16 protein-coding genes and 1 pseudogene are annotated in these 20,210 nt (G+C 69.7%); 13 read left to right on the plus strand and 4 right to left on the minus strand.

Annotated elements, in window-relative coordinates:
• Positions 1-19 precede the first annotated feature (19 nt).
• The gene (locus tag OG510_RS12325) at positions 20-1,057 is read left to right on the plus strand and encodes an ABC transporter ATP-binding protein (protein ID WP_406136814.1); all 1,038 of its coding nucleotides are present in this window, start codon (positions 20-22) and stop codon (positions 1,055-1,057) included.
• A 27-nt stretch (positions 1,058-1,084) separates the two neighbouring features.
• The gene (locus tag OG510_RS12330) at positions 1,085-2,104 is read left to right on the plus strand and encodes an ABC transporter ATP-binding protein (RefSeq protein ID WP_406136815.1); all 1,020 of its coding nucleotides are present in this window, start codon (positions 1,085-1,087) and stop codon (positions 2,102-2,104) included.
• A gap of 92 nt (positions 2,105-2,196) precedes the next feature.
• Here OG510_RS12330 and OG510_RS12335 read toward each other — a convergent pair whose 3' ends face one another.
• Positions 2,197-2,811 carry an AAA family ATPase gene (locus tag OG510_RS12335; protein WP_406136816.1) on the minus strand — a complete coding sequence of 205 codons (615 nt, stop codon included), beginning with the start codon at positions 2,809-2,811 and terminating at the stop codon, positions 2,197-2,199.
• Positions 2,812-2,870: 59 nt separating this feature from the next.
• Here OG510_RS12335 and OG510_RS12340 point away from each other — a divergent pair, with 59 nt between their 5' ends.
• Entirely contained in the window at positions 2,871-3,332 is a 462-nt protein-coding gene (locus OG510_RS12340) for a GNAT family N-acetyltransferase (RefSeq protein ID WP_406136817.1), read from the plus strand.
• 57 nt (positions 3,333-3,389) lie between these two features.
• Positions 3,390-3,593 (plus strand): hypothetical protein, encoded by a 204-nt coding sequence (locus tag OG510_RS12345; RefSeq protein ID WP_406136818.1) that lies wholly within the window; start codon positions 3,390-3,392, stop codon positions 3,591-3,593.
• A gap of 71 nt (positions 3,594-3,664) precedes the next feature.
• Here OG510_RS12345 and typA read toward each other — a convergent pair whose 3' ends face one another.
• Positions 3,665-5,536, minus strand: coding sequence for a translational GTPase TypA (typA, locus tag OG510_RS12350; RefSeq protein WP_164263001.1), 1,872 nt, complete (start codon positions 5,534-5,536; stop codon positions 3,665-3,667).
• Between the two features lie 340 nt (positions 5,537-5,876).
• The gene (locus OG510_RS12355) at positions 5,877-8,177 is read right to left on the minus strand and encodes an ABC transporter substrate-binding protein (RefSeq protein ID WP_406136819.1); all 2,301 of its coding nucleotides are present in this window, start codon (positions 8,175-8,177) and stop codon (positions 5,877-5,879) included.
• A 343-nt stretch (positions 8,178-8,520) separates the two neighbouring features.
• Between OG510_RS12355 and OG510_RS12360 the strand changes: the two genes are divergently transcribed.
• The 5 genes and pseudogenes from OG510_RS12360 to OG510_RS12380 all read left to right on the plus strand — a co-directional run.
• On the plus strand, positions 8,521-8,838 hold the full coding sequence (locus OG510_RS12360; protein WP_406136820.1) for a hypothetical protein: 318 nt from the start codon (positions 8,521-8,523) through the stop codon (positions 8,836-8,838).
• Between the two features lie 31 nt (positions 8,839-8,869).
• Positions 8,870-9,694, plus strand: coding sequence for a hypothetical protein (locus tag OG510_RS12365; protein ID WP_406136821.1), 825 nt, complete (start codon positions 8,870-8,872; stop codon positions 9,692-9,694).
• Between the two features lie 14 nt (positions 9,695-9,708).
• Positions 9,709-11,955: a fumarate reductase/succinate dehydrogenase flavoprotein subunit gene (locus OG510_RS12370; RefSeq protein WP_406136822.1), complete on the plus strand. Its 2,247-nt coding sequence runs from the start codon at positions 9,709-9,711 to the stop codon at positions 11,953-11,955.
• Positions 11,952-12,722, plus strand: coding sequence for a succinate dehydrogenase/fumarate reductase iron-sulfur subunit (locus OG510_RS12375; RefSeq protein WP_406136823.1), 771 nt, complete (start codon positions 11,952-11,954; stop codon positions 12,720-12,722). The genes OG510_RS12370 and OG510_RS12375 overlap by 4 nt, the downstream gene beginning before the upstream one ends.
• 259 nt (positions 12,723-12,981) lie before the next feature.
• A pseudogene (locus OG510_RS12380) lies at positions 12,982-14,022 on the plus strand (LacI family DNA-binding transcriptional regulator); the annotation flags it as partial.
• Between the two features lie 113 nt (positions 14,023-14,135).
• Here OG510_RS12380 and OG510_RS12385 read toward each other — a convergent pair.
• Positions 14,136-15,218, minus strand: a complete 1,083-nt coding sequence (locus OG510_RS12385; RefSeq protein WP_406136824.1) for an acetylxylan esterase — start codon at positions 15,216-15,218, stop codon at positions 14,136-14,138.
• A gap of 324 nt (positions 15,219-15,542) precedes the next feature.
• On the opposite strand from OG510_RS12385, the gene OG510_RS12390 reads away from it, so the two are divergent.
• From OG510_RS12390 to OG510_RS12405, 4 genes are all read left to right on the plus strand, one after another.
• Entirely contained in the window at positions 15,543-16,760 is a 1,218-nt protein-coding gene (locus tag OG510_RS12390; RefSeq protein ID WP_406136825.1) for an IS110 family transposase, read from the plus strand.
• 312 nt (positions 16,761-17,072) lie between these two features.
• The gene (locus OG510_RS12395) at positions 17,073-18,317 is read left to right on the plus strand and encodes a sugar ABC transporter substrate-binding protein (protein WP_406136826.1); all 1,245 of its coding nucleotides are present in this window, start codon (positions 17,073-17,075) and stop codon (positions 18,315-18,317) included.
• 5 nt (positions 18,318-18,322) lie between these two features.
• On the plus strand, positions 18,323-19,324 hold the full coding sequence (locus OG510_RS12400; protein WP_406136827.1) for a carbohydrate ABC transporter permease: 1,002 nt from the start codon (positions 18,323-18,325) through the stop codon (positions 19,322-19,324).
• A complete protein-coding gene (locus tag OG510_RS12405) occupies positions 19,321-20,169 on the plus strand; it encodes a carbohydrate ABC transporter permease (protein WP_406136828.1) in 849 nt (282 codons plus the stop codon). The genes OG510_RS12400 and OG510_RS12405 overlap by 4 nt, the downstream gene beginning before the upstream one ends.
• Positions 20,170-20,210: the final 41 nt, after the last annotated feature.

The following is a 20,210-nucleotide window of genomic DNA, read 5'->3' on the forward strand; positions in this document are numbered from 1 at the left end:
CACTTCCTGGAGCGTCCTCGTGACGAGCACCGATCAGCAGCCCTTCCTCTCTGTCAGGGACCTAAAGGTCCACTTCTCGACCGAGGACGGCACAGTCAAGGCCGTCGACGGCCTCTCCTTCGACGTGGAGAAGGGCAAGACTCTCGGCATCGTCGGCGAGTCCGGCTCGGGCAAGTCCGTCACCAACCTGACGATCCTGGGCCTGCACGACCGGGACCGCACCGAGATCACCGGCGAGATCAGGCTCGACGGCACCGAGCTGCTCGGCGCCAGTGAGCGGGAGCTGGAGCGGCTGCGCGGCAACAAGATGGCGATGATCTTCCAGGACGCCCTGGCCTCGCTGTCGCCGTACCACACCGTCGGCCGGCAGATCAGCGAGACGTACCGGAAGCACACCGGCGCCTCCAAGCAGGAGGCCCGGAAGCGGGCGGTCGAGATGCTGACCCGGGTCGGCATTCCACAGCCCGACCTGCGGGTCGACGACTACCCGCACCAGTTCTCCGGCGGTATGCGGCAGCGCGCGATGATCGCGATGGCGCTGGTCTGTGACCCCGAACTGCTGATCGCGGACGAGCCGACGACCGCCCTGGACGTCACCGTGCAGGCGCAGATCATGGACCTGCTCAAGGACCTCCAGCAGGAGTTCGGCACCGCCATCGTCTTCATCACCCACGACCTCGGCGTGATCGCCGACATCGCGGACGACGTGCTGGTGATGTACGGCGGCCGCTGTGTGGAACGCGGCACCAAGCGTGAGGTGCTCCGGGCGCCCCAGCACCCGTACACCTGGGGGCTGCTCGGCTCGATGCCGAGCCTGAAGGGCCCGGTCGACATCCCGCTGATGCCGATCCCGGGCACCCCGCCCAGCCTGCTGAACCCGCCGACGGGCTGCCGCTTCCACCCCCGGTGCACCTTCAAGGACCAGGTCGACGGGGACAGCTGCTCCACTCAGCGGCCGCCTCTGGAGATCGCCGCGGGGCGCGGTTCCGCCTGCCACCTCAGCCCAGCCCAGAAGAAGGACATCTTCGCCGACCAGATCCAGCCCCGGCTGAGCTGACCCAGAGCCAAAGGGAAACGAACCAACATGACCACCGACACCCCCCTGCTCGAAGTCACCGGCCTGACCAAGTACTTCCCGGTGATGGGCGGATTCCCGTTCAAGCGCAAGGTCGCGGACGTTCAAGCGGTCGACGGCCTCGACTTCGCCGTCCACCAGGGCGAGTCACTCGGCCTGGTGGGCGAGTCCGGCTGCGGCAAGTCCACCACCGGACGGCTGATAACCCGTCTGATGGAGCCGACCGGCGGCAAGATCAGCTACCAGGGCAAGGACATCACGCACGCCTCCCGCAAGGAACTGGCGCCGGTCCGCTCCGAGATCCAGATGATCTTCCAGGACCCCTACTCGTCGCTCAACCCCCGGCAGACCGTGGGCAAGATCGTCGGCGGTCCGATGGAGATCAACAACATCAACCCCAAGGGCGGCCGCGAGCACCGCATCCGCGAGCTGCTCGAGATCGTCGGTCTCAACCCGGAGCACTACAACCGCTTCCCGCACGAGTTCTCCGGCGGCCAGCGCCAGCGCATCGGCGTCGCCCGCGCCCTCGCCCTGGAACCCAAGCTGATCGTGGCCGACGAGCCGGTCTCCGCGCTCGACGTCTCCATCCAGGCCCAGGTCGTCAACCTCCTGCAGGAACTCCAGCGCGAGATGGGGATCTCCTTCCTCTTCATCGCCCACGACCTGGCGATCGTCCGGCACTTCTCGCACCGCGTCGCCGTCATGTACCTCGGCAAGATCGTCGAGGTCGCCGACCGCGAGACGCTGTACAGCGCGCCCCGGCACCCGTACACGCGCGCGCTGCTCTCCGCCGTCCCCGAGGCCACGGTCTCCGACGAGGGCACGGTGAAGGAGGACAACCGCATCCGGCTGGTCGGCGACGTCCCGTCGCCGCTGAACCCGCCGAGCGGCTGCCGGTTCCGTACGCGCTGCTGGAAGGCCACCGAGAAGTGCGCCACGGACGAGCCGCCGCTCGTCCAGCTGACCGACAGCAAGCCCGGCCACCTCACCGCCTGCCACTTCCCGGAGGACGCCCCGGCCGCGCCCTGACCACCCCACCACGGCCCTCCGGGGCCGCGGCCGCCCCCTGGGGGCCCTGACAGCGCCCCGCACGGCTGTGCGGGGCGCTGTGCTGTGCCCCGCTATCCGTGCGGGGCGTCCCGCGTCAGCAGCCGGTCCCGCAATTGCTGGAAGGCGGTCGGACGCGGGCTGACGGGCAGCAGGTCCCTGATCCGCTCCGCGCACTCCAGCGGGCTCAGCACACCGGTGTCGCATTCGATGTCGTACAGGCCGTGCGCGTGGACCTGGTCGTACTGCATGGCCGCCTGCCCCGGCGTACGGTCGCCGCGCTCCCGCTCACGCCGCTCCAGCTCCGGGAGCGGACAGCGGAGCCCGACCAGGAGGACATCTTCGGGTACGAAGACGGAGAGGCAGTCGGCCAGCCGCCAGCTCCGGCTGAACACATGGTCCACCACGATGTTGTTGCCTCCGGCCGCCATGCCCGCGGCGGCCCGGTGGAAGCCGCGGCAGGTGCTGTCGATGACGTCCTGGAGCTCGTGCGGCGGGATCTCCCGCTTCGAACGCATCGCGTGGAAGGCGTCCACCGGGAGATGGAAGTACCGGCCGTCCAGGATGCGCAGCAGTTCGGTGGCGGTGCTCGACTTGCCCGAACTGGACGTGCCGTTCAGGAAGATGACCTTTCCGCCCGTGGGCGCATGCGTACGGCCAGGGCTGCGGTGATCGGTGCCACTCGTCATCCGCTCACCCAACAGTCCGGGCTCCCGCCGTGCAAGCGACATGTGTTTCGATGGCTCCGATGACTGCTCATGTCCGTCCCCGCCACGACTCGGACCTGGACGCGTGTGTCCGGATCCTCGCCGACGTGCACGCCGTGGACGGCTACCCCGTCCACTGGCCGGCCGACCCGGCCGGCTGGCTCACGCCGGACGGGCTGCTCGGCGCCTGGGTGGCCGCGGTCGGCGGAGAGGTGGCCGGGCACGCGGTGCTGTCGCCGGGTGAGGGGGCGGGTACCTGCGAGGTGAACCGGCTGTACGTCTCCCCGGCCGCCCGCGGCCACCGGCTCGGCGAACTGCTGATGGACCAGGCCACCCGTGCGGCAAGGGAGTCGAGCCTGCGGCCGGTCCTGGACGTGGTCACCGCCAACACCGCGGCGGTCGCGCTCTACGAACGCCTGGGCTGGACCCGCACGGCCACGGTCCACGCACCCTGGAGCCAGGACCCAGCGGTCATGGTGCACCGGTACCGGGGACCGGCCTGACGGCGGACCGGCCAGGAACAGCGGATGTCCGGGCGCCGCTCTCACTACGCTTCGGACATGGACTACGCGACGATGCGCGCGATCGCCGAGGACCTCACTGCGTATGCCGAGCAGTTGGAGGGATCCTGGAAGGTCGAGATCGGCCCCAGCGGACCGTTCCTCGCCATGGTGAGCCCTTCCAAGCGTCACGAAGGAACAGTCCGCCGCATCCGCAACCAGCTCAATGAGCTCGGGCGACCAGGCACTCTGATCAGAACGTAAGACGCCCGGCCCCCCACCAGTCGTGGTGGAGGGCCGGGCGGGGTCCGGGGGCAGGCCCCGGCGGGGCGGGGTCAGCGCTTGGCGCGTGAGGCGCTGCGGCCGCGCTCCTTCTGGTCCAGGACGACCTTGCGGATACGCACGGTCTCCGGGGTCACCTCGATGCACTCGTCGTCGCGGCAGAACTCCAGCGACTGCTCGAGCGACAGCTTCCTGGCCGGCACCACGTTCTCCGTGGTGTCCGCGGAGGCGGCACGCATGTTGGTGAGCTTCTTCTCCTTGGTGATGTTCACGTCCATGTCGTCGGCGCGCGAGTTCTCACCGATGATCATGCCCTCGTAGACCTCCGTGGTGGCCTCCGTGAAGATGACACCGCGCTCCTGGAGGTTGACCATCGCGAACGGCGTCACGACGCCCGCGCGGTCCGCGACGAGCGAGCCGTTGTGGCGGGTCCGCAGGTCACCGAACCACGGCTCGTGGCCCTCGAAGATCGAGTGCGCGATGCCGGTGCCACGGGTCTGCGTGAGGAACTCCGTACGGAAGCCGATCAGGCCGCGCGACGGCACGATCCACTCCATACGGACCCAGCCCGAACCGTGGTTCGTCATGGTCTCCATACGGCCCTTGCGGGTCGCCATCAGCTGGGTGATGGCGCCGAGGTGCTCCTCCGGCGAGTCGATCGTCATGCGCTCGATCGGCTCGTGCGTCTTGCCGTCGATCTGCTTGGTGACGACCTCGGGCTTGCCGACGGTCAGCTCGAAGCCCTCGCGGCGCATCTGCTCGACCAGGATGGCGAGCGCGAGCTCACCACGGCCCTGGACCTCCCAGGCGTCGGGGCGCTCGGTGTCCAGGACGCGGAGCGAGACGTTACCGACCAGCTCGCGGTCCAGGCGGTCCTTGATCTGCCGGGCGGTGACCTTGTGGCCCTTGCCGCCCTTGCCGACCAGCGGCGAGGTGTTGGCACCGATGGTCATCGAGATGGCCGGCTCGTCCACCGTGATCAGCGGCAGCGCGATCGGGTTCTCGGGGTCGGCCAGGGTCTCGCCGATCATGATGTCCGGGATACCGGCGATGGCGCAGATGTCGCCGGGACCGGCCTTCTCGGCCGGCTTGCGGGTGAGCGCCTCGGTCATCAGCAGTTCGGTGATGCGGACGTTGGACATCGTGCCGTCGCGCTTCATCCACGCGACGGTCTGGCCCTTGCGCAGCTCGCCCTGCTCGACACGGCAGAGTGCGATACGGCCGAGGAAGTTGTCCGCGTCGAGGTTGGTGACGTGCGCCTGGAGGGGGGCGTCCGCGTCGTACTCCGGCGCCGGGACGCTGGAGAGGATCGTGGAGAAGAACGGCTCCAGGTTGTCGCTGTCCTGCGGGACGGTGCCGTCGTCGGGCTTGGTCAGCGAGGCGACGCCGTCACGCGCGCAGGCGTAGACGATCGGGAACTCGATCTGGTCCTCGTCGGCGTCCAGGTCCAGGAAGAGGTCGTACGTCTCGTTGACGATCTCGTCGATCCGGGAGTCCGGGCGGTCCGTCTTGTTCACGCAGAGGATGACCGGCAGCTTGGCGTCCAGGGCCTTGCGGAGCACGAAGCGGGTCTGGGGCAGCGGTCCCTCGGAGGCGTCGACGAGGAGAACGACCGCGTCCACCATCGAGAGACCGCGCTCGACCTCACCACCGAAGTCGGCGTGGCCGGGGGTGTCGATGATGTTGATCGTGATGACGTCGCCGCCATCCTTGGGGTGGTACTTCACGGCCGTGTTCTTGGCCAGGATCGTGATGCCCTTCTCACGCTCCAGGTCGTTCGAGTCCATCATGCGGTCGTCGAGGTGCTCGGCGGCGTGCGCGGCGAAGGCGCCGGCCTGCTTGAGCATGGCGTCGACCAGGGTGGTCTTGCCGTGGTCGACGTGGGCGACGATGGCTACGTTACGGATGTCGTGGCGCGTGGGCATGGGTGGCTTGCGCTTCTCTCAGCTCGTGGGATGCGGCGTCTGTCCTGGTACGCCCGCCGGGCGGACGCGCCACGGCCAGTCCCATGGTACGGGGCCTGCGCGCCCGGGGCTTCCCGGGCGCTGGTTACCGGCCCCCGGCCCCTGTGTGCCAAGGGTCACGCGGGGGCGGGGCGGGTCTCGCGGGCCGGCTTGCGGCGCGGGACACCAGCTTGCCCGCCGGCAAGGCCGGCGGGCAAGTGGAGTGGTCGGGTCCGGCCCCCGTCCAGGACCCGGGATCACCGCGACGACCTGCGGTGATGCGCAGTCCCAGCCGGGTTCGGGGCCGGTCGGCTGTGGCCGCTCAGGACTTCTTGGCGGACTTCAGGAAGCCGATGTCCTGGTACACGGGGGCGGCGAAACCGAAGGCTCCGGCGTTCGCGACACCGCGCTTCGCGGCGACGAGTTCCGGTCGCTGATAGAGCGGAATCGATCCGGCGGTGGCCCAGATATGGGCGTCGGCCTGCTTCACCAGGTCCCGTGCGGCCTTCTCGTTCAACTCGCCGGACGCCCGGTCGAAGAGCTGGTCGATGCGCTCGGTGCCGACCCGGGTGTAGTTCTGGTCGACCATGAGTGAGCCGTCGGACGCGACACCCGGCTTGGCGTAGATCGGCCGGGCGTCGGTGGCCGGGTAGGCGGTGGCGGGCCAGGAGTAGAGCGCCAGGTCGTAGTCGCCGGACGCGACGTGGTCCTTGAAGTAGCCGGCGCTGTCGACCTTGCTGACCACCGTACGGATACCGACCGCGTCCAGCTCCTGGGTGATCTTGGTGCCGACGCTGTTGAGCACCTCGGAGCCGGGGCCCGAGGGAAGCACGAAGCGCAGCGTCAGCGGCTTGCCGTTCTTGGCGAGCACAGCGGCGGGTGCGGCGGCGGCCGGGGCGGCGGTGCCCTTGGGGGCGTACGCGCCCGCCACCTGGTGCTTCTCGTCACCGGACGCGGCTCCGGACTTGGAGTCGGACCTGGAGTCGGACTTGGAGTCGGACTTGGAGTCGGACTTGGAGTCGGACTTGGAGTCGGACTTGGAGTCGGACTTGGAATCATCGAGCGAGCCCGCCGGTGACTTCGACGCGGCGGGCTCGGCCGATGCCTGCGGCTTCCCCGACGCCTCCGGCTTCCCCGATTCCGCGGGCTTGGCCGACGCCTCCGGCTTCCCCGATTCCGCGGGCTTCCCGGACTCCGCCGGCTTGCCCGATGCCTCCGGCTTGCTTCCGGCCTTGGTGCCCTGCCCCGTCTCGCGCGCACCCCCGGGCTTCCAGCCCGCGTCGGCCAGTAGCGCCTGGGCCTGCCGCGGGTTGTGGTCACCGATGGCCCCGCTGTTGTCCGCGTAGTCCTCCTGGCCGGCCAGCGCGAGATGGCTGCCGGGCGGCAGGGCGGGCAGCCCGAGCGGCTTCAGTACGTCCGATGCGATCTCCTTGCGGTCCAGCGCCCTGGCGACCGCCCGGCGGACCCGCTCGTCGGCGAGCGGGCCCGAGCTGCCGTTCATGGCCAGCTGGGTGAAGGCGGGCTCCAGGGACTTGCGGATCACATAGCCGTGCAGGGCCTTCTGCTGCCTGGCGTACTCCTGGCGGTCCTTGCGGGTCTGCTCGGCGGCCCGGCTCGCGGCCTCCTCGGCCTGCGGGCCGTCCGCGCCGTGCGCCGCCGCCCAGTTCAGCAGGGCGTCGGCCGGCTGTACTTCGCTGCCGGGGCCGTGGGTCAGCGGCTGCCCGTTGTTCCCGTCCTTGTCCGCGAGGGTGATCCGGCCGGCGTCCGGGCCGCTGATGTCCGCCAGGTCGAGGGAGCCCGCGGTGAGGGCAGCGGTGCGCTCCTCGGCCGGTACGGCGGTCAGGACGAGCGAGTCGAGCTTGGCGGGCTGCCCCCACCAGTGCGGGTTGCGTACCAGCTCGACCTTCTTGTCCCCCGCGTCCACGCTCTTGATGCTGAAGGGCCCGGCCGTCGCCGTGAGCTTCTTGCGCGCCCCGTCGTTGAAGGCGTCGGGGGTGCTCATGACCTCCTTCGGGTACAGCGGCGTGAAGAGCGAACGCCAGTCCGCGTACGGCTTGTTGAAGGTGACCTCCACCTCCAGGTCGTTCTTGCCCTTCTCGATCTTCTCGATCCGGTCGTACCCGGCGTTGCGCGCGGTCCAGAACCCCGAGTCCCTGCCGCTGAGCGCCCGCCACTGGGCCACGAAGTCGGGAGCCCCGATCTCCCGGCCGTTGCTCCAGACCGCTTTCTGGTTGATCCGGTAGCGGACCACCTGCTTCGGCTCCTGCTTGATGACCTTGGCCGATTCCAGATAGTCGCCGTTCAGCTGCGGCTTCCCCGAGCGGTCGAGCGTGAACAGCGCGGGGAGCGCCGCGCCCGCGATCCGCGAGGTGGACGCGTCGGCGTCGGCCTGGAAGGTGTTCAGGGTGGCGGGCATCGTGTCGACCGCCCAGCGCAGGGTGCCGCCGTCGGCGACCCGGGCCCGCGAAGCCGTCGCGATGTCGGGGCCCACCGCCTTCGCGCTGCTGCCGTGCTCATCACTCGAACCGCACCCGGCCAGCACGGGCAGCGCGAGTACACCGGTGGCGAGGAGCGCGACGCTGCGACGCTTCGCTCTCCCGTGTGGGACGCCGACGTGGGACATGGCTGATACCTCCGGGGCCGACCCCGCTCATCCCTGCCGGGAATCCCGTCCCTGCTGGGAATGAACGCGAATCTTCGGGTTTGGTGGCATTTCATGTTGATCACACCTATGACCCCTTCACTGAAGGGGAGACCCCGCACCGCCCGTGGGAGACACGGCGGGACACCGCCCGAACCCCACCCGTGCGGAGCAATGAGGGGGCGCTCGTACGGACACACGCCCCCGGGGTGCGCCCCCGGCTCCCGGCGGATCCGTCCGTATCCCTTCACAAGCGTGATGTGACGCGCGACACTCTCCGACGCGCGCTCGTTTGCCGTCCGCACCGGCGGAAGTGAGGCAAGTCATGCCCCTGCACGACGATGTGACCGCCGCTCAGCGCTGTCTCGATGAGCTGGTCCGCTCGCTCGGCCCGCTGGAGGAGCGGCTCGGCGGCGGTCTGGAGATCCGCCGGGTCCGTACCGACGCCGGTCATCTGCGCGAGAGCCTCGCCCTGCTGCGCGAAGCCGTACCGGCCGCGGGCCCCGCGGCCGGCTGCCCCGATCTGGTCACCATCTCCGATGCCCCGTACGACACCACGCTCTGGTCGGCCGCCGCGTCATCCGCGACCGGCGACTACGTGGACGACGAGGGGATCGGCGCCCGCGACCGGCACGCCCCCTGATCCCGGATCGGCCGACGAAGTGGAGTCCCCGTTGGCAACTGGCACGGAACCCCGGCCCAGCCCCGGCACGGGCGTCCACGACGCCTCGCGCGCCGCCATCGCGGCCCGCCATCTGCGGACCGACCGCTGGTGGCTCTCGCCCGCCGCCACCGCGGCCGGGCTGCTCCTCTTCGTCGTGTACTCGACGTGGCGGGCCTTCGCGAACGCCGACTACTACACGGCGCCCTACGTCTCGCCCTTCTACTCCCCCTGCCTGGCGGAGAAGTGCGTACCCATGCGGCACGGCCCCGACTGGGACCTCTTCGGCAGCTGGTGGGGCATCTCCCCCGCCATCCTGATCCTGGTCTTCCCGCTGGGCTTCCGGCTGACCTGCTACTACTACCGCAAGGCGTACTACCGGGGCTTCTGGGCGTCCCCGCCGGCCTGCGCGGTGGCCGAGCCGCACAAGAAGTACAGCGGCGAGACCCGCTTCCCGCTGATCATGCAGAACATCCACCGGTACTTCTTCTACGCGGCCGTGGTCATCGCCGGGATCCTGACGTACGACACGGTGCTGACCTTCCGCGACGCGCACTACCACTGGGGCCATATGGGCCTCGGCTCGGTGGTGTTCGTGGTCAACGCCGCACTGATCTGGGCGTACACCGCCTCCTGCCACTCCTGCCGGCACATCGTGGGCGGCCGCCTCAAGCACTTCTCGCGGCACCCCGTGCGCTACCGGCTCTGGGGCTGGGTCAGCAAGCTGAATGCCCGTCATATGCAGCTCGCCTGGGCGTCATTGATCAGCATCGCGGTCGCCGACTTCTACGTCTATCTCGTCGCTTCCGGTGTCTTCGACGATCCGAGGTTCTTCTAGATGAGGTTTTTTGGATGACGACTCAGCTCGACCGGCAGCAGTGGGACGTCGTGGTCGTCGGCGCGGGCGGCGCCGGGCTGCGCGCCGCCATCGCCGCCCGCGAACAGGGCGCCAGGACCGCCGTGATCTGCAAGTCGCTCTTCGGCAAGGCCCATACGGTCATGGCCGAGGGCGGGATCGCGGCCTCCATGGGCAATGTGAACTCGGGCGACAACTGGCAGGTGCACTTCCGCGACACCCTGCGCGGCGGGAAGTTCCTCAACCAGTGGCGGATGGCCGAACTGCACGCCCAGGAGGCGCCCGACCGGGTCTGGGAACTGGAGACCTGGGGCGCGCTCTTCGACCGCACCCCGGAAGGGAAGATCTCCCAGCGCAACTTCGGCGGCCATGAGTATCCGCGCCTCGCCCACGTCGGCGACCGGACGGGCCTTGAGCTGATCCGCACCCTCCAGCAGAAGATCGTCTCGCTCCAGCAGGAGGACGCGCGTGAATGCGGCGACCCCGAGGCGCGGTTGAAGGTGTTCCAGGAGTGCACGGTCACCCGGATCCTCACCACGGCGGCAGAGGACGGGCCCGCGGCGGAGGACGGGGCCGCGGCGGACGGCGGATCCACTGCGGACGGCGGATCCACTGCGGGTGGCGCCGCCGGTGGCGCAGCGGGTGACGCCGCGGCCACGCCGGACGGCGGCTCCCCCACGGGCGAACGGGTCGCGGGCACCTTCTGCTACCAGCGCGAGTCGGGCCGGTTCTTCGTCCTCGAAGCGCCCAGCGTGGTCCTCGCCACCGGCGGTATCGGCAAGTCGTTCAAGGTCACGTCGAACTCCTGGGAGTACACCGGCGACGGCCACGCGCTGGCGCTGCTCGCGGGCGCGCCCCTGCTGAACATGGAGTTCGTGCAGTTCCACCCGACCGGGATGATCTGGCCGCCCTCGGTGAAGGGGCTGCTGGTCACCGAGTCGGTGCGCGGCGACGGCGGGGTGCTGCGCAACAGCGAGGGCAAGCGGTTCATGTTCGACTACATTCCCGATGTCTTCAAGGAGAAGTACGCGGAGTCCGAGGAGGAGGGCGACCGCTGGTACGAGGACCCGGACAGCAACCGCAGGCCGCCCGAGCTGCTGCCGCGTGACGAAGTGGCCCGCGCCATCAACTCCGAGGTGAAGGCGGGCCGCGGCTCGCCGCACGGCGGGGTCTACCTCGATGTGTCGACGCGGATGCCCGCCGAGGTCATCAAGCGCCGACTGCCCTCGATGTACCACCAGTTCAGGGAGCTGGCCGATGTCGACATCACCGCCGAGCCGATGGAGGTCGGACCGACCTGTCACTACGTGATGGGCGGGATCGCGGTGGACTCGGAGACCGCGGCGGCACTCGGTGTGCCGGGGCTCTATGCGGCGGGCGAGGTCGCGGGCGGGATGCACGGGTCCAACCGGCTCGGCGGCAACTCCCTCTCCGACCTGCTGGTCTTCGGCCGCCGGGCCGGGCTCCACGCCGCGCGGCACTCGGCGTCACTCCCCGTACGGCCGCAGGTCGACGAGGCCCGGATCGACGCGGCGGCGGCCGAGGCGCTGCGGCCCTTCAGCGCCGAGAGCCCCGACGCGGGAAGCGGGACGGATACGACGGCAGGGCCAGGGGCTGCGGCAGGGGCTGCGGCACGGGCTGCGGCACGGGCTGCGGCGGAGAATCCGTACACCCTCCACCAGGAACTCCAGCAGACCATGAACGACCTGGTCGGCATCATCCGCCGCGAGGCCGAGATGGAGCAGGCCCTGGAGAGACTGGCGGCGCTGCGGATACGTGCAGGGCGGGCCGGGGTCGAGGGGCACCGGCAGTTCAACCCTGGCTGGCATCTCGCGCTGGACCTCCGGAACATGCTGCTGGTCAGCGAGTGCGTCGCACGGGCCGCGCTGGAACGGACCGAGAGCCGCGGCGGCCACACCCGCGAGGACTTCCCCGCCATGGAGCACAGCTGGCGCGGGATCAATCTGCTGTGCCGGCTGGCCGGTCCTGCGGCAGCCGGACCGGCCCGGACAGCCGCCGGACAGGACCAGACGACCGCAGGTCAAGCCCAGACGACCGCAGGTCAAGCCCAGACGACCGCAGGTCAGGCCCAGGCGACCGCCGGTCAGCCCCCGGCGGAGCCGGACGCGGGCCGGATCGTGCTCGTCCGCAAACAGACCGTGCCGATCCGTCAGGACCTGCTCGCCCTCTTCGAGCGGGAAGAGCTGGTCAAGTACCTCGCCGAAGAGGAGTTGTACGAGTGAGTTCGTACGAAGCACGCTTCAGGGTCTGGCGCGGGGACACGGACGGCGGTGAGCTGAGGGACTTCACCGTCGAGGTGAACGACGGCGAGGTGGTCCTCGACATCATCCACCGCATCCAGGCGACGCAGGCATCCGATCTGGCGGTGCGCTGGAACTGCAAGGCCGGCAAGTGCGGTTCGTGCAGCGCGGAGGTCAACGGCCGGCCACGGCTGATGTGTATGACGCGGATGTCCGTCTTCGCGCGGACGGACACGATCACCGTGACCCCGCTGCGGGCGTTCCCGGTCGTCCGGGACCTGGTGACGGATGTGTCGTTCAACTACGCGAAGGCCCGCGAGGTGCCCGCTTTCGTACCGCCCGAGGGGGTGAAGCCGGGCGAGTACCGGATGCAGCAGGTGGACGTGGAGCGCTCGCAGGAGTTCCGCAAATGCATCGAGTGCTTCCTCTGCCAGGACACCTGCCACGTGGTGCGCGACCACGAGGAGAACAAGGCGGCCTTCGCCGGCCCGCGGTTCCTGATGCGGGTCGCCGAACTGGACATGCACCCGCTGGATGCCGCGGCGGACGCCGGACTCGACCGCAAACGGACCGCACAGGAGGAGCACGGGCTCGGCTACTGCAACATCACCAAGTGCTGCACGGATGTCTGCCCGGAGGGCATCAAGATCACCGACAACGCCCTGATCCCCTTGAAGGAACGGGCCGTGGACCGGAAGTACGACCCGCTGGTCTGGCTGGGGAACAAGATCGGACGCCGCCGCGAGTGAGGACGGTCCCTCACGAGTGAGTACGGTCCCGGCGGCCGGGCGGGGCCGGAGACCGCAGGTCCGGGCTTGCCCGGGCGCCGGGTCCGCGCCTAGGGTGAATGCGCTTTCATGCGTGGGACCATTCCATGATCCGGACGAGATGTCCCGGACCGCGGACAGGCCCCACGGGCGCTGAGCGTCCGCCCAGCGCCCGGGGCACCGGGCGGACCGGTGCCGGGACGAGGATCAGGCGGTCGATCGGGTGAGCACAGCCCCTACGGTGTACGACGTCGCCGAGCGGTCCGGTGTCTCCATCGCGACCGTGTCCCGGGTGTACCGCAACCCGGATTCGGTGCGGGCCCAGACCCGCGAGCGGGTGCTCGCTGCGGCCCGCGAGCTGGGGTACGTACCGAGCGGGAACGCCCGGGGCCTGGCCAGCCGCTCCACCGGGGTGCTGGGGCTCTGCTTCCCCGACTACGCCGACCCGGACACCGACACCGGGGCGGACGACGAGACCGACGACAACGCCGCGATGCTCTACTCCGACCAGATCATCCGCGGCATGGAGCGGGCCGCGCGGCGGCACGGGTACGCGCTGCTGATCGCCGCCTCGCTCAAGGGCGGCCCGGAGAGCCTGGTCGCGAAGGTGGCGGGGCGGGTCGACGGGTTCGCCGTCCTGGCCAGGACCGTGCCGACCGAGGACCTGGAGGTCATCTCGCGGCGGCTGCCGGTGGTGATGCTCGCCGGGCCCCGCGAGATAGACCACCTGGACCACATCGAGGCCGCGAACTCCGACGGCCAGCGGCAGCTGACGCGCCACCTCATCGAGGACCACGGGCTGCGGCGGCTCACCTTCATCGCGGGCGAGCGGGACTCGCCGGACGCCGAGGCCCGCTTCCGCGGATATCAGGAGGCGTGCAGGTCGGCCGGTCTGCCGGTGGCCGACGAGCCCGATCTGCGGGTCCCGATGATGACGCAGGCGGAGGGCGCGCGGGCGGCCGGCGTGCTGCTCGACCGTGACAGTGCGGGTCCGCCGCAGGCCATGCTCTTCGCCAACGACCAGATGGCGGCGGGCGCCCTGCACGCCCTGGAGCGGCGCGGGGTGCGGGTGCCCGGGGATGTGGCGGTGACCGGTTTCGACGGGATCCCGCTCAGCAGACTGGTCCGTCCCGCGCTCACGACGGTGCGGCAGCCGATGCGGCGGATGGGCGAGGAGGCGGTGGAACGGCTGGTGCGCCGGCTCACCGGGGCGGACAGCGACGAGCCGATGTCGCTGATGCTGCCGGTCACGCCGGTCCACCGCGAGAGCTGCGGCTGCGGCCCGGCAGGAGTCTCCGGCGGTACGGCAGCGGTCTCCGGTACGACAGCGGCCTCCGGCCCGGCCGGTTCCCGCACCCCGGAGAGCCCGGCCGGCTGAGGGACAGGACAGCCGCCTCAGACCGCCTGCCTCGCGAAGAACTCCCGCTTGGCCAGGGCGAGTTCCCGCGCCTCGGCCTCGGCGCCCGGGTGCTCGAAGTGTCCTGCTGACAGCACCCGCAACTCCCCCTGCTCCGCCAGCCCGTTGACGACCGCGAACTGTCCCGGCGGCGGCACCGAGGGGTCGAAGCGCGCCGCCGCCACCAGGACCGGAACCCGGATCCGCGTGGCCGCGGTCGCCGCGTCGAAGTACCGGAGTACGCCGGTGACTTCGGGGTGCGACCGGTGGTACGTACGGACCGACTCGCCGCTCCCCACGCACGGCAGCGTCAGCCGCAGCGGGTGGTTGCCGAACGTCGGGACCGTCAGCTGGCCCGCCGCGAACCGCGCGTCCCAGGGCAGCGCGAGCGCCCCTAGCCCACCGCCGAAGCTCTCCCCCAGATATCCGAGCCGGGGGCCGGGGACGGGGACGGGGTCAGGACTGGAGCCGAGGCCAGGGCTAGGGCTAGGGCTGGGGCTGAGGCCAGGACCAGGCCCGGAGCCAAGCCCAGGCCCGCCCCGGGAGTCCAGCTCCGGCACCAGCGCGAGCAGCGCCGACGCCGCACACCACAGGTCCGCCACGCAGTCGCCGATGACATAGGTGTCCCGCGACCCGATCCCGTGCAGTACGTGCGCGTCGGCCGTCGCGGGGATCCCGGGCAGCAGGCTCCGGTCCCCCATCCCGCGCACACAGGGCAGCAGCGCGGCCGACCGAGGCAACGGCAGCGGTACGTCGGGGCCCGCCGCGTCCCGTCCGCCGTACCCATGACCGATGACGAAGCCGTGCTCCACCGGGCCTTCGGCGGGCAGCACCAGGCGCCCGCCGATCCGGACGCCGCCGACCGACGTGTAGGTCACGGCGAAGATCCGTACGCCGTCCCGCTCCTCCTCCAGCCGGCCGGCCTCCGGCGCCGGGTCGACCCGGAGGGCGGCCTCGTACCTGGACCGCCAGAACGCGTCGAAGTCCCCCGGCGCCGCCGGGACCCCGACGCGCCGCAGGTCGTCCAGGCTGTGGCCGTACGCCGGGTCGAAGGGGAAGTCGTGCGTGAAGTGAGCACCCATGCGCGCGACCCTAACGACCTCGACACCCGCTGCCCCGTCCCCGTGTCCCCCGACCCCTGCCCCGTTATGTTTTCCGCGGCTCCGCAATGGGGCCGCTGGCCTCCGGGCCCGGCATGACTGTTGCCCCCTGTCGAAGGCATGACCTGGGGGGTGGTGTTCACCGGGCCCGAGAGGTGTCCGTCGGAGACGCTGATCAGAGGTCCGGCCACCGTCCGGCCCGGCGCAATGCCGGACAGTTCGCGGGCGGCAGGTCTGCATAACGTGGATGCGCGAGCACGACACCCGAGCCGAGGCCGGCACCGTCAACACCCCGGAAAGGGCACGATGTCCGAGATTGAAAATGTCGGCGTATTCCTGGGCCTGGACGTCGGCAAAAGTGCCCATCACGGCCACGGACTCACCCCGGCCGGGAAGAAGGTCTTCGACAAGCCCCTGCCCAACAGCGAACCCAGGCTGCGGGCCGTGTTCGACAAACTGGCCGCGAAGTTCGGCACCGTCCTCGTCGTTGTCGACCAGCCCGCTTCCATCGGCGCCCTGCCGCTGACCGTCGCGAGGGACGCGGGCTGCCGCGTCGCCTACCTGCCCGGCCTGGCCATGCGGCGGATCGCCGACCTCTACCCGGGCGAGGCGAAGACCGACGCGAAAGACGCCGCCGTGATCGCGGACGCGGCCCGCACCATGCCGCACACCCTGCGCTCGCTGGAGCTGACCGACGAGATCACCGCCGAACTCACGGTCCTTGTCGGCTTCGACCAGGACCTCGCCGCCGAGGCCACCCGCACGTCCAACCGGATACGCGGCCTGCTCACCCAGTTCCACCCCAGCCTGGAGCGCGTTCTGGGTCCCCGCCTCGACCACCAGGCCGTCACCTGGCTCCTGGAGCGCTACGGATCCCCGGCCGCCCTGCGCAAGGCCGGCCGACGCAGACTCGTGGAGCTGATCCGCCCGAGAGCCCCGCGCATGGCCCAGCGGCTGATCGACGACGTCTTCGACGCCCTCGACGAACAGACCGTCGTGGTCCCCGGCACCGGCACCCTCGACATCGTCATCCCTTCTCTGGCCGCCTCCCTGACCGCCGTCCACACCCAGCGCCGGGCGATGGAAGCCCAGATCAACACCCTGCTGGAGGCTCACCCTCTTTCCCCGGTCCTGACGTCGATGCCCGGCGTCGGCGTCAGGACCGCCGCAGTCCTGCTGGTCACCGTCGGCGACGGCACCAGCTTCCCCACCGCCGCCCACCTCGCCTCCTACGCCGGACTCGCCCCCACCACCAAGCAGTCCGGCACCTCGATCCACGGCGAACACGCACCCCGAGGAGGCAACCGGCAACTCAAACGGGCGATGTTCCTGTCCGCCTTCGCCTGCATGAACGCCGATCGGGCTTCCCGCGCCTACTACGACAGGCAACGGGCCCGCGGCAAGACCCACACCCAGGCCCTCCTCCGCCTCGCCCGCCAACGCATCAGCGTCCTGTTCGCCATGCTCCGCGACGGCACCTTCTACGAACCCCGGACACCGAAGAACATCGAACTCGCCGCATAACCCCAGCAACCCCGAACCACCCCAAACCCGGCAGGAGTGCCTTGACGAAAGACATAGAGGCACCCCCCCGCTCCCTACCTCCCACCAACACCAACACCCCCACCCCACCCCCACCAAAAGCGAAATCGGTCACTATTGCTTTTAATGTGCAAAGTTCCGGCATAACTTACTTAAAGCACAGCCCCCCGGCCGCCGCGCCCGTTACGCGAGTGTGACCAGATCCCCCCTTGCCACCCGCCAGGCCCGTGCCACACAGTTATGTATGCGCTTACAGACAGCGCATACATCGGGAAGCTCAAGGAGGAGCCGTCCATGCACCGCGCCGCCAGAACCGCATCGGCCGCCGTCGCCATCGCGTCGGCCTTCACTCTTGCCGCATGCGGCAGTTCCGGTGGCGGGAGCGTCGCCGCCGACAAGAAGCAGACGCTCACCGTCTGGGCCATGGGCGCCGAGGGCGAGAAGCTCGCCGACGTCGCGAAGGTGTACCAGAAGGCGCACCCGAACATCACGGTGAAGGTCACGCCCGTCGGCTGGGACGTCGCCCACCAGAAGCTGGTCTCCGCTGCCGCCGCCGGCACCATGCCGGACATCGCGCAGATGGGCGGCAGTTACATGGGCGAGTTCGCCGACCTCGGTGTGCTGGAGCCGGTGGACACCAAGACCTTCAAGCAGGGCGACTTCTTCCCCGCCTCCTGGAAGCAGGGCGTCGTCGACGACACCGCGTACGGCGTGCCGTGGTACGTCGACACCCGCGTCCTCTACTACCGCACCGACCTCGCGAAGAAGGCCGGCATCACCAAGGCCCCCGCCACCTGGAAGGAAATGGAGCAACTCGCCTCCGCCTACCAGCAGAAGGCCGGCACGAAGTGGGGCCTCTACGCGCAGCCGAGCGGCCTGGACACGGTGCAGAGCTTCTACCCGTTCCTGTACTCGGCAGGCGGCGGCATCGTCGACGACCAGGGCAAGATCGTCATCGACAGCCCCGCCTCGGTCCGGGCCTTCAAGGAATACGGCTCGTACTTCAGCAAGGGCCTCATCAAGAAGAGCGTCCAGCCCGGCTACGACGTCATCAAGGACTTCGGCAACAGCTCGGTGCCGATGTTCTTCGGCGGCCCCTGGCAGACCAGCATGATCGACGAGGGCCAGCCGCAGCTCAAGGGCAAGTGGGCCGTGGCGAAGATCCCCGCCGACAAGGCGTCGGTCTCGATGGCGGGCGGCTCCAGCCTGACGATCTCCAAGGACAGCGGCCACAAGGCGGCGGCCAAGGAGTTCATCTCGTACCTCACGGGCACCAAGGGCCAGGCCGACTGGTTCGAGCGGTCCAAGGACCTGCCCGCCAACACCTCGGCGTGGCAGACCGGTGAGCTGGCCACCGACCCGAGCCTGAAGGTCTACGGCGAGCAGATGAAGACGGCGCGGTCGTCGCCGGTCCAGCCCAAGTGGACCGAGATCACCTCGAAGGTCGACACGGCCATCGAGTCCGTCACCCAGGGCAAGGCGTCCGCCGAGGAAGCCGCGAAGAAGGCCCACTCCGACATCGAAGGTCTCGTGAAGTAGGCGACATGAGCACCACGACCGGTCCGGCCGCCGAGACGGCCGGCAAGCAGGCGGGACCGGGGGCCGCGCGGCCGGGCTCCCCGGCCGCCGGGCCGTCGGGGCGGCGGCCGGGCGGCAGGCGCCGGGCCATGGGCGTGCAGAACGCGGCGGGCTGGCTGTTCTCCACCCCGTTCCTCGTCCTGTTCGGCGTCTTCATGGCCTTCCCGATCGTCGCGACGCTCGTCATGAGCTTCACCGACTTCGGGCTGCGCAATGTCACCGACCCGCTCAGCGCGAAGTTCATCGGCTTCGACAACTACACGCACCTCTTCAGCGACGACAAGTTCCTCACGTCGCTCTTCAACACCGCGTACTTCGTGGTCATCGGGGTGCCGCTGACGATCGTGCTGGGCCTCGCCGTCGCCGTCCTGCTCAACAACGGCATCGACCGGGCGCGGACCTTCTTCCGGATCGGTTTCTACGCGCCGGTGGTCACCAGCATCGTGGCCGTCGCCGTCGTGTGGCGCTTCGTGCTCGACCCGTCGGACGGTCTGATCTCGGGCCTCTTCTCCGAAGTGGGCCTGACCGCACCGGACTTCCTCGGTTCCCAGAAGCTGGCGATGCCCTCGCTGATCGCGATGGCCGTCTGGCGCAACGTCGGCACGGTCATGGTGCTCTTCATCGCCGGGCTCCAGGCGATCCCCGCCGATGTGCGGGAGGCCGCGAAGCTGGACGGCGCCGGGATGTGGCAGGAGTTCCGCCGGATCACCGTGCCGCTGCTGCGCCCGACAATGCTGTACGCGACCGTGATCACCACCATCGGCTATCTCAATGTGTTCGAGGAGCCGTTCGTGATGACCCAGGGCGGTCCTTCGGACTCGACCCTGACGGTCTCGCTGGACATGTACCGCGAGGGCTTCAACTTCTTCCACATGGGTTATGCGAGCGCGATGGCGTATGTCCTCTTCGTTGTGATCATGGGCATCACGGTGCTCCAGCTCCGACTGCTGAAGGACAACACCAAGTGAGCGACATCCGTGCCACAGGCGGCGCACGCCTGAAGAAGCCGTTCGTGTACGTGCTGCTCTCGGCCGGTCTGCTGGTCATGTCGGCGCCCTTCCTGTGGATGGCGCTCTCCGCCTTCAAGACCAACAAGGAGCTGGGCGCGAGCCCGCCGGTCTGGATCCCGACCACCTGGACGCTGACCCACTTCAGCGAGCTGCTCGACAAGCTGGACCTGCCGCTCTACTTCCTCAACTCGCTGATCGTGGCGGTGCTGGTCACCGTCTGCAATCTGGTCTTCTGCTCGATGCTCGGCTACGCGCTGGCGAAGCTGCGGTTCGCCGGACGCAGCAAGGTCTTCGCGCTGGTACTCGGCGCCCTCATGGTGCCCGGCAATCTGATGCTGCTGCCGCTCTTCGTGCTGATGAGCAAGCTGCATCTGATCGACTCGTACGCGGGTCTCGTCCTGCCCTTCGCCGCCGGCGCCTTCGGGGTCTTCCTGATGCGCCAGTTCATGCAGTCGATCCCGGACGAGCTTCTCGAAGCGGCCCGGATGGACGGCGCCCGCGAGTGGTACATCTTCTGGCGGATCGTGATGCCGCTGGTCAAGCCCGCCCTCGCGACCCTTTCGATCATCACCTTCCTGGGCTCCTGGAACAACTTCGTCTGGCCGCTGATCGCGACCAACGACCCCGGGAAGTACACGCTGCCGGTGGCCCTGGCGACGTTCGCCACCGACCCCAACCAGTCGGCGGGCTCCAACGGCATGCTGATGGCCGGGTCCCTCCTGGTGGTGCTGCCCGTGCTGCTCGTCTTCGCCGTGCTCCAGCGGCACTTCACCCAGGGCATCGCGACCGCCGGGATGAAGTAGCCCGCCGCGTCCCGGCCGACACCGGCTCCCCCACCCCCCTC

This window comes from Streptomyces sp. NBC_01089, assembly GCF_045162975.1.
In the GTDB taxonomy this organism is placed as follows: domain Bacteria; phylum Actinomycetota; class Actinomycetes; order Streptomycetales; family Streptomycetaceae; genus Streptomyces.

Excerpts from the sequence above, each read along its gene's own strand:
- OG510_RS12345 (WP_406136818.1), top strand. The coding sequence starts at position 3,390 with ATGGACTACGCGACGATGCGCGCGATCGCCGAGGACCTCACTGCGTAT.
- OG510_RS12400 (WP_406136827.1), top strand. The coding sequence starts at position 18,323 with ATGAGCACCACGACCGGTCCGGCCGCCGAGACGGCCGGCAAGCAGGCG.
- typA (WP_164263001.1), bottom strand. The coding sequence starts at position 5,536 with ATGCCCACGCGCCACGACATCCGTAACGTAGCCATCGTCGCCCACGTC.
- OG510_RS12370 (WP_406136822.1), top strand. The coding sequence starts at position 9,709 with ATGACGACTCAGCTCGACCGGCAGCAGTGGGACGTCGTGGTCGTCGGC.
- OG510_RS12340 (WP_406136817.1), top strand. The coding sequence starts at position 2,871 with ATGACTGCTCATGTCCGTCCCCGCCACGACTCGGACCTGGACGCGTGT.
- OG510_RS12335 (WP_406136816.1), bottom strand. The coding sequence starts at position 2,811 with ATGACGAGTGGCACCGATCACCGCAGCCCTGGCCGTACGCATGCGCCC.
- OG510_RS12360 (WP_406136820.1), top strand. The coding sequence starts at position 8,521 with ATGCCCCTGCACGACGATGTGACCGCCGCTCAGCGCTGTCTCGATGAG.
- OG510_RS12385 (WP_406136824.1), bottom strand. The coding sequence starts at position 15,218 with ATGGGTGCTCACTTCACGCACGACTTCCCCTTCGACCCGGCGTACGGC.
- OG510_RS12330 (WP_406136815.1), top strand. The coding sequence starts at position 1,085 with ATGACCACCGACACCCCCCTGCTCGAAGTCACCGGCCTGACCAAGTAC.
- OG510_RS12355 (WP_406136819.1), bottom strand. The coding sequence starts at position 8,177 with ATGTCCCACGTCGGCGTCCCACACGGGAGAGCGAAGCGTCGCAGCGTC.
- OG510_RS12395 (WP_406136826.1), top strand. The coding sequence starts at position 17,073 with ATGCACCGCGCCGCCAGAACCGCATCGGCCGCCGTCGCCATCGCGTCG.
- OG510_RS12390 (WP_406136825.1), top strand. The coding sequence starts at position 15,543 with ATGTCCGAGATTGAAAATGTCGGCGTATTCCTGGGCCTGGACGTCGGC.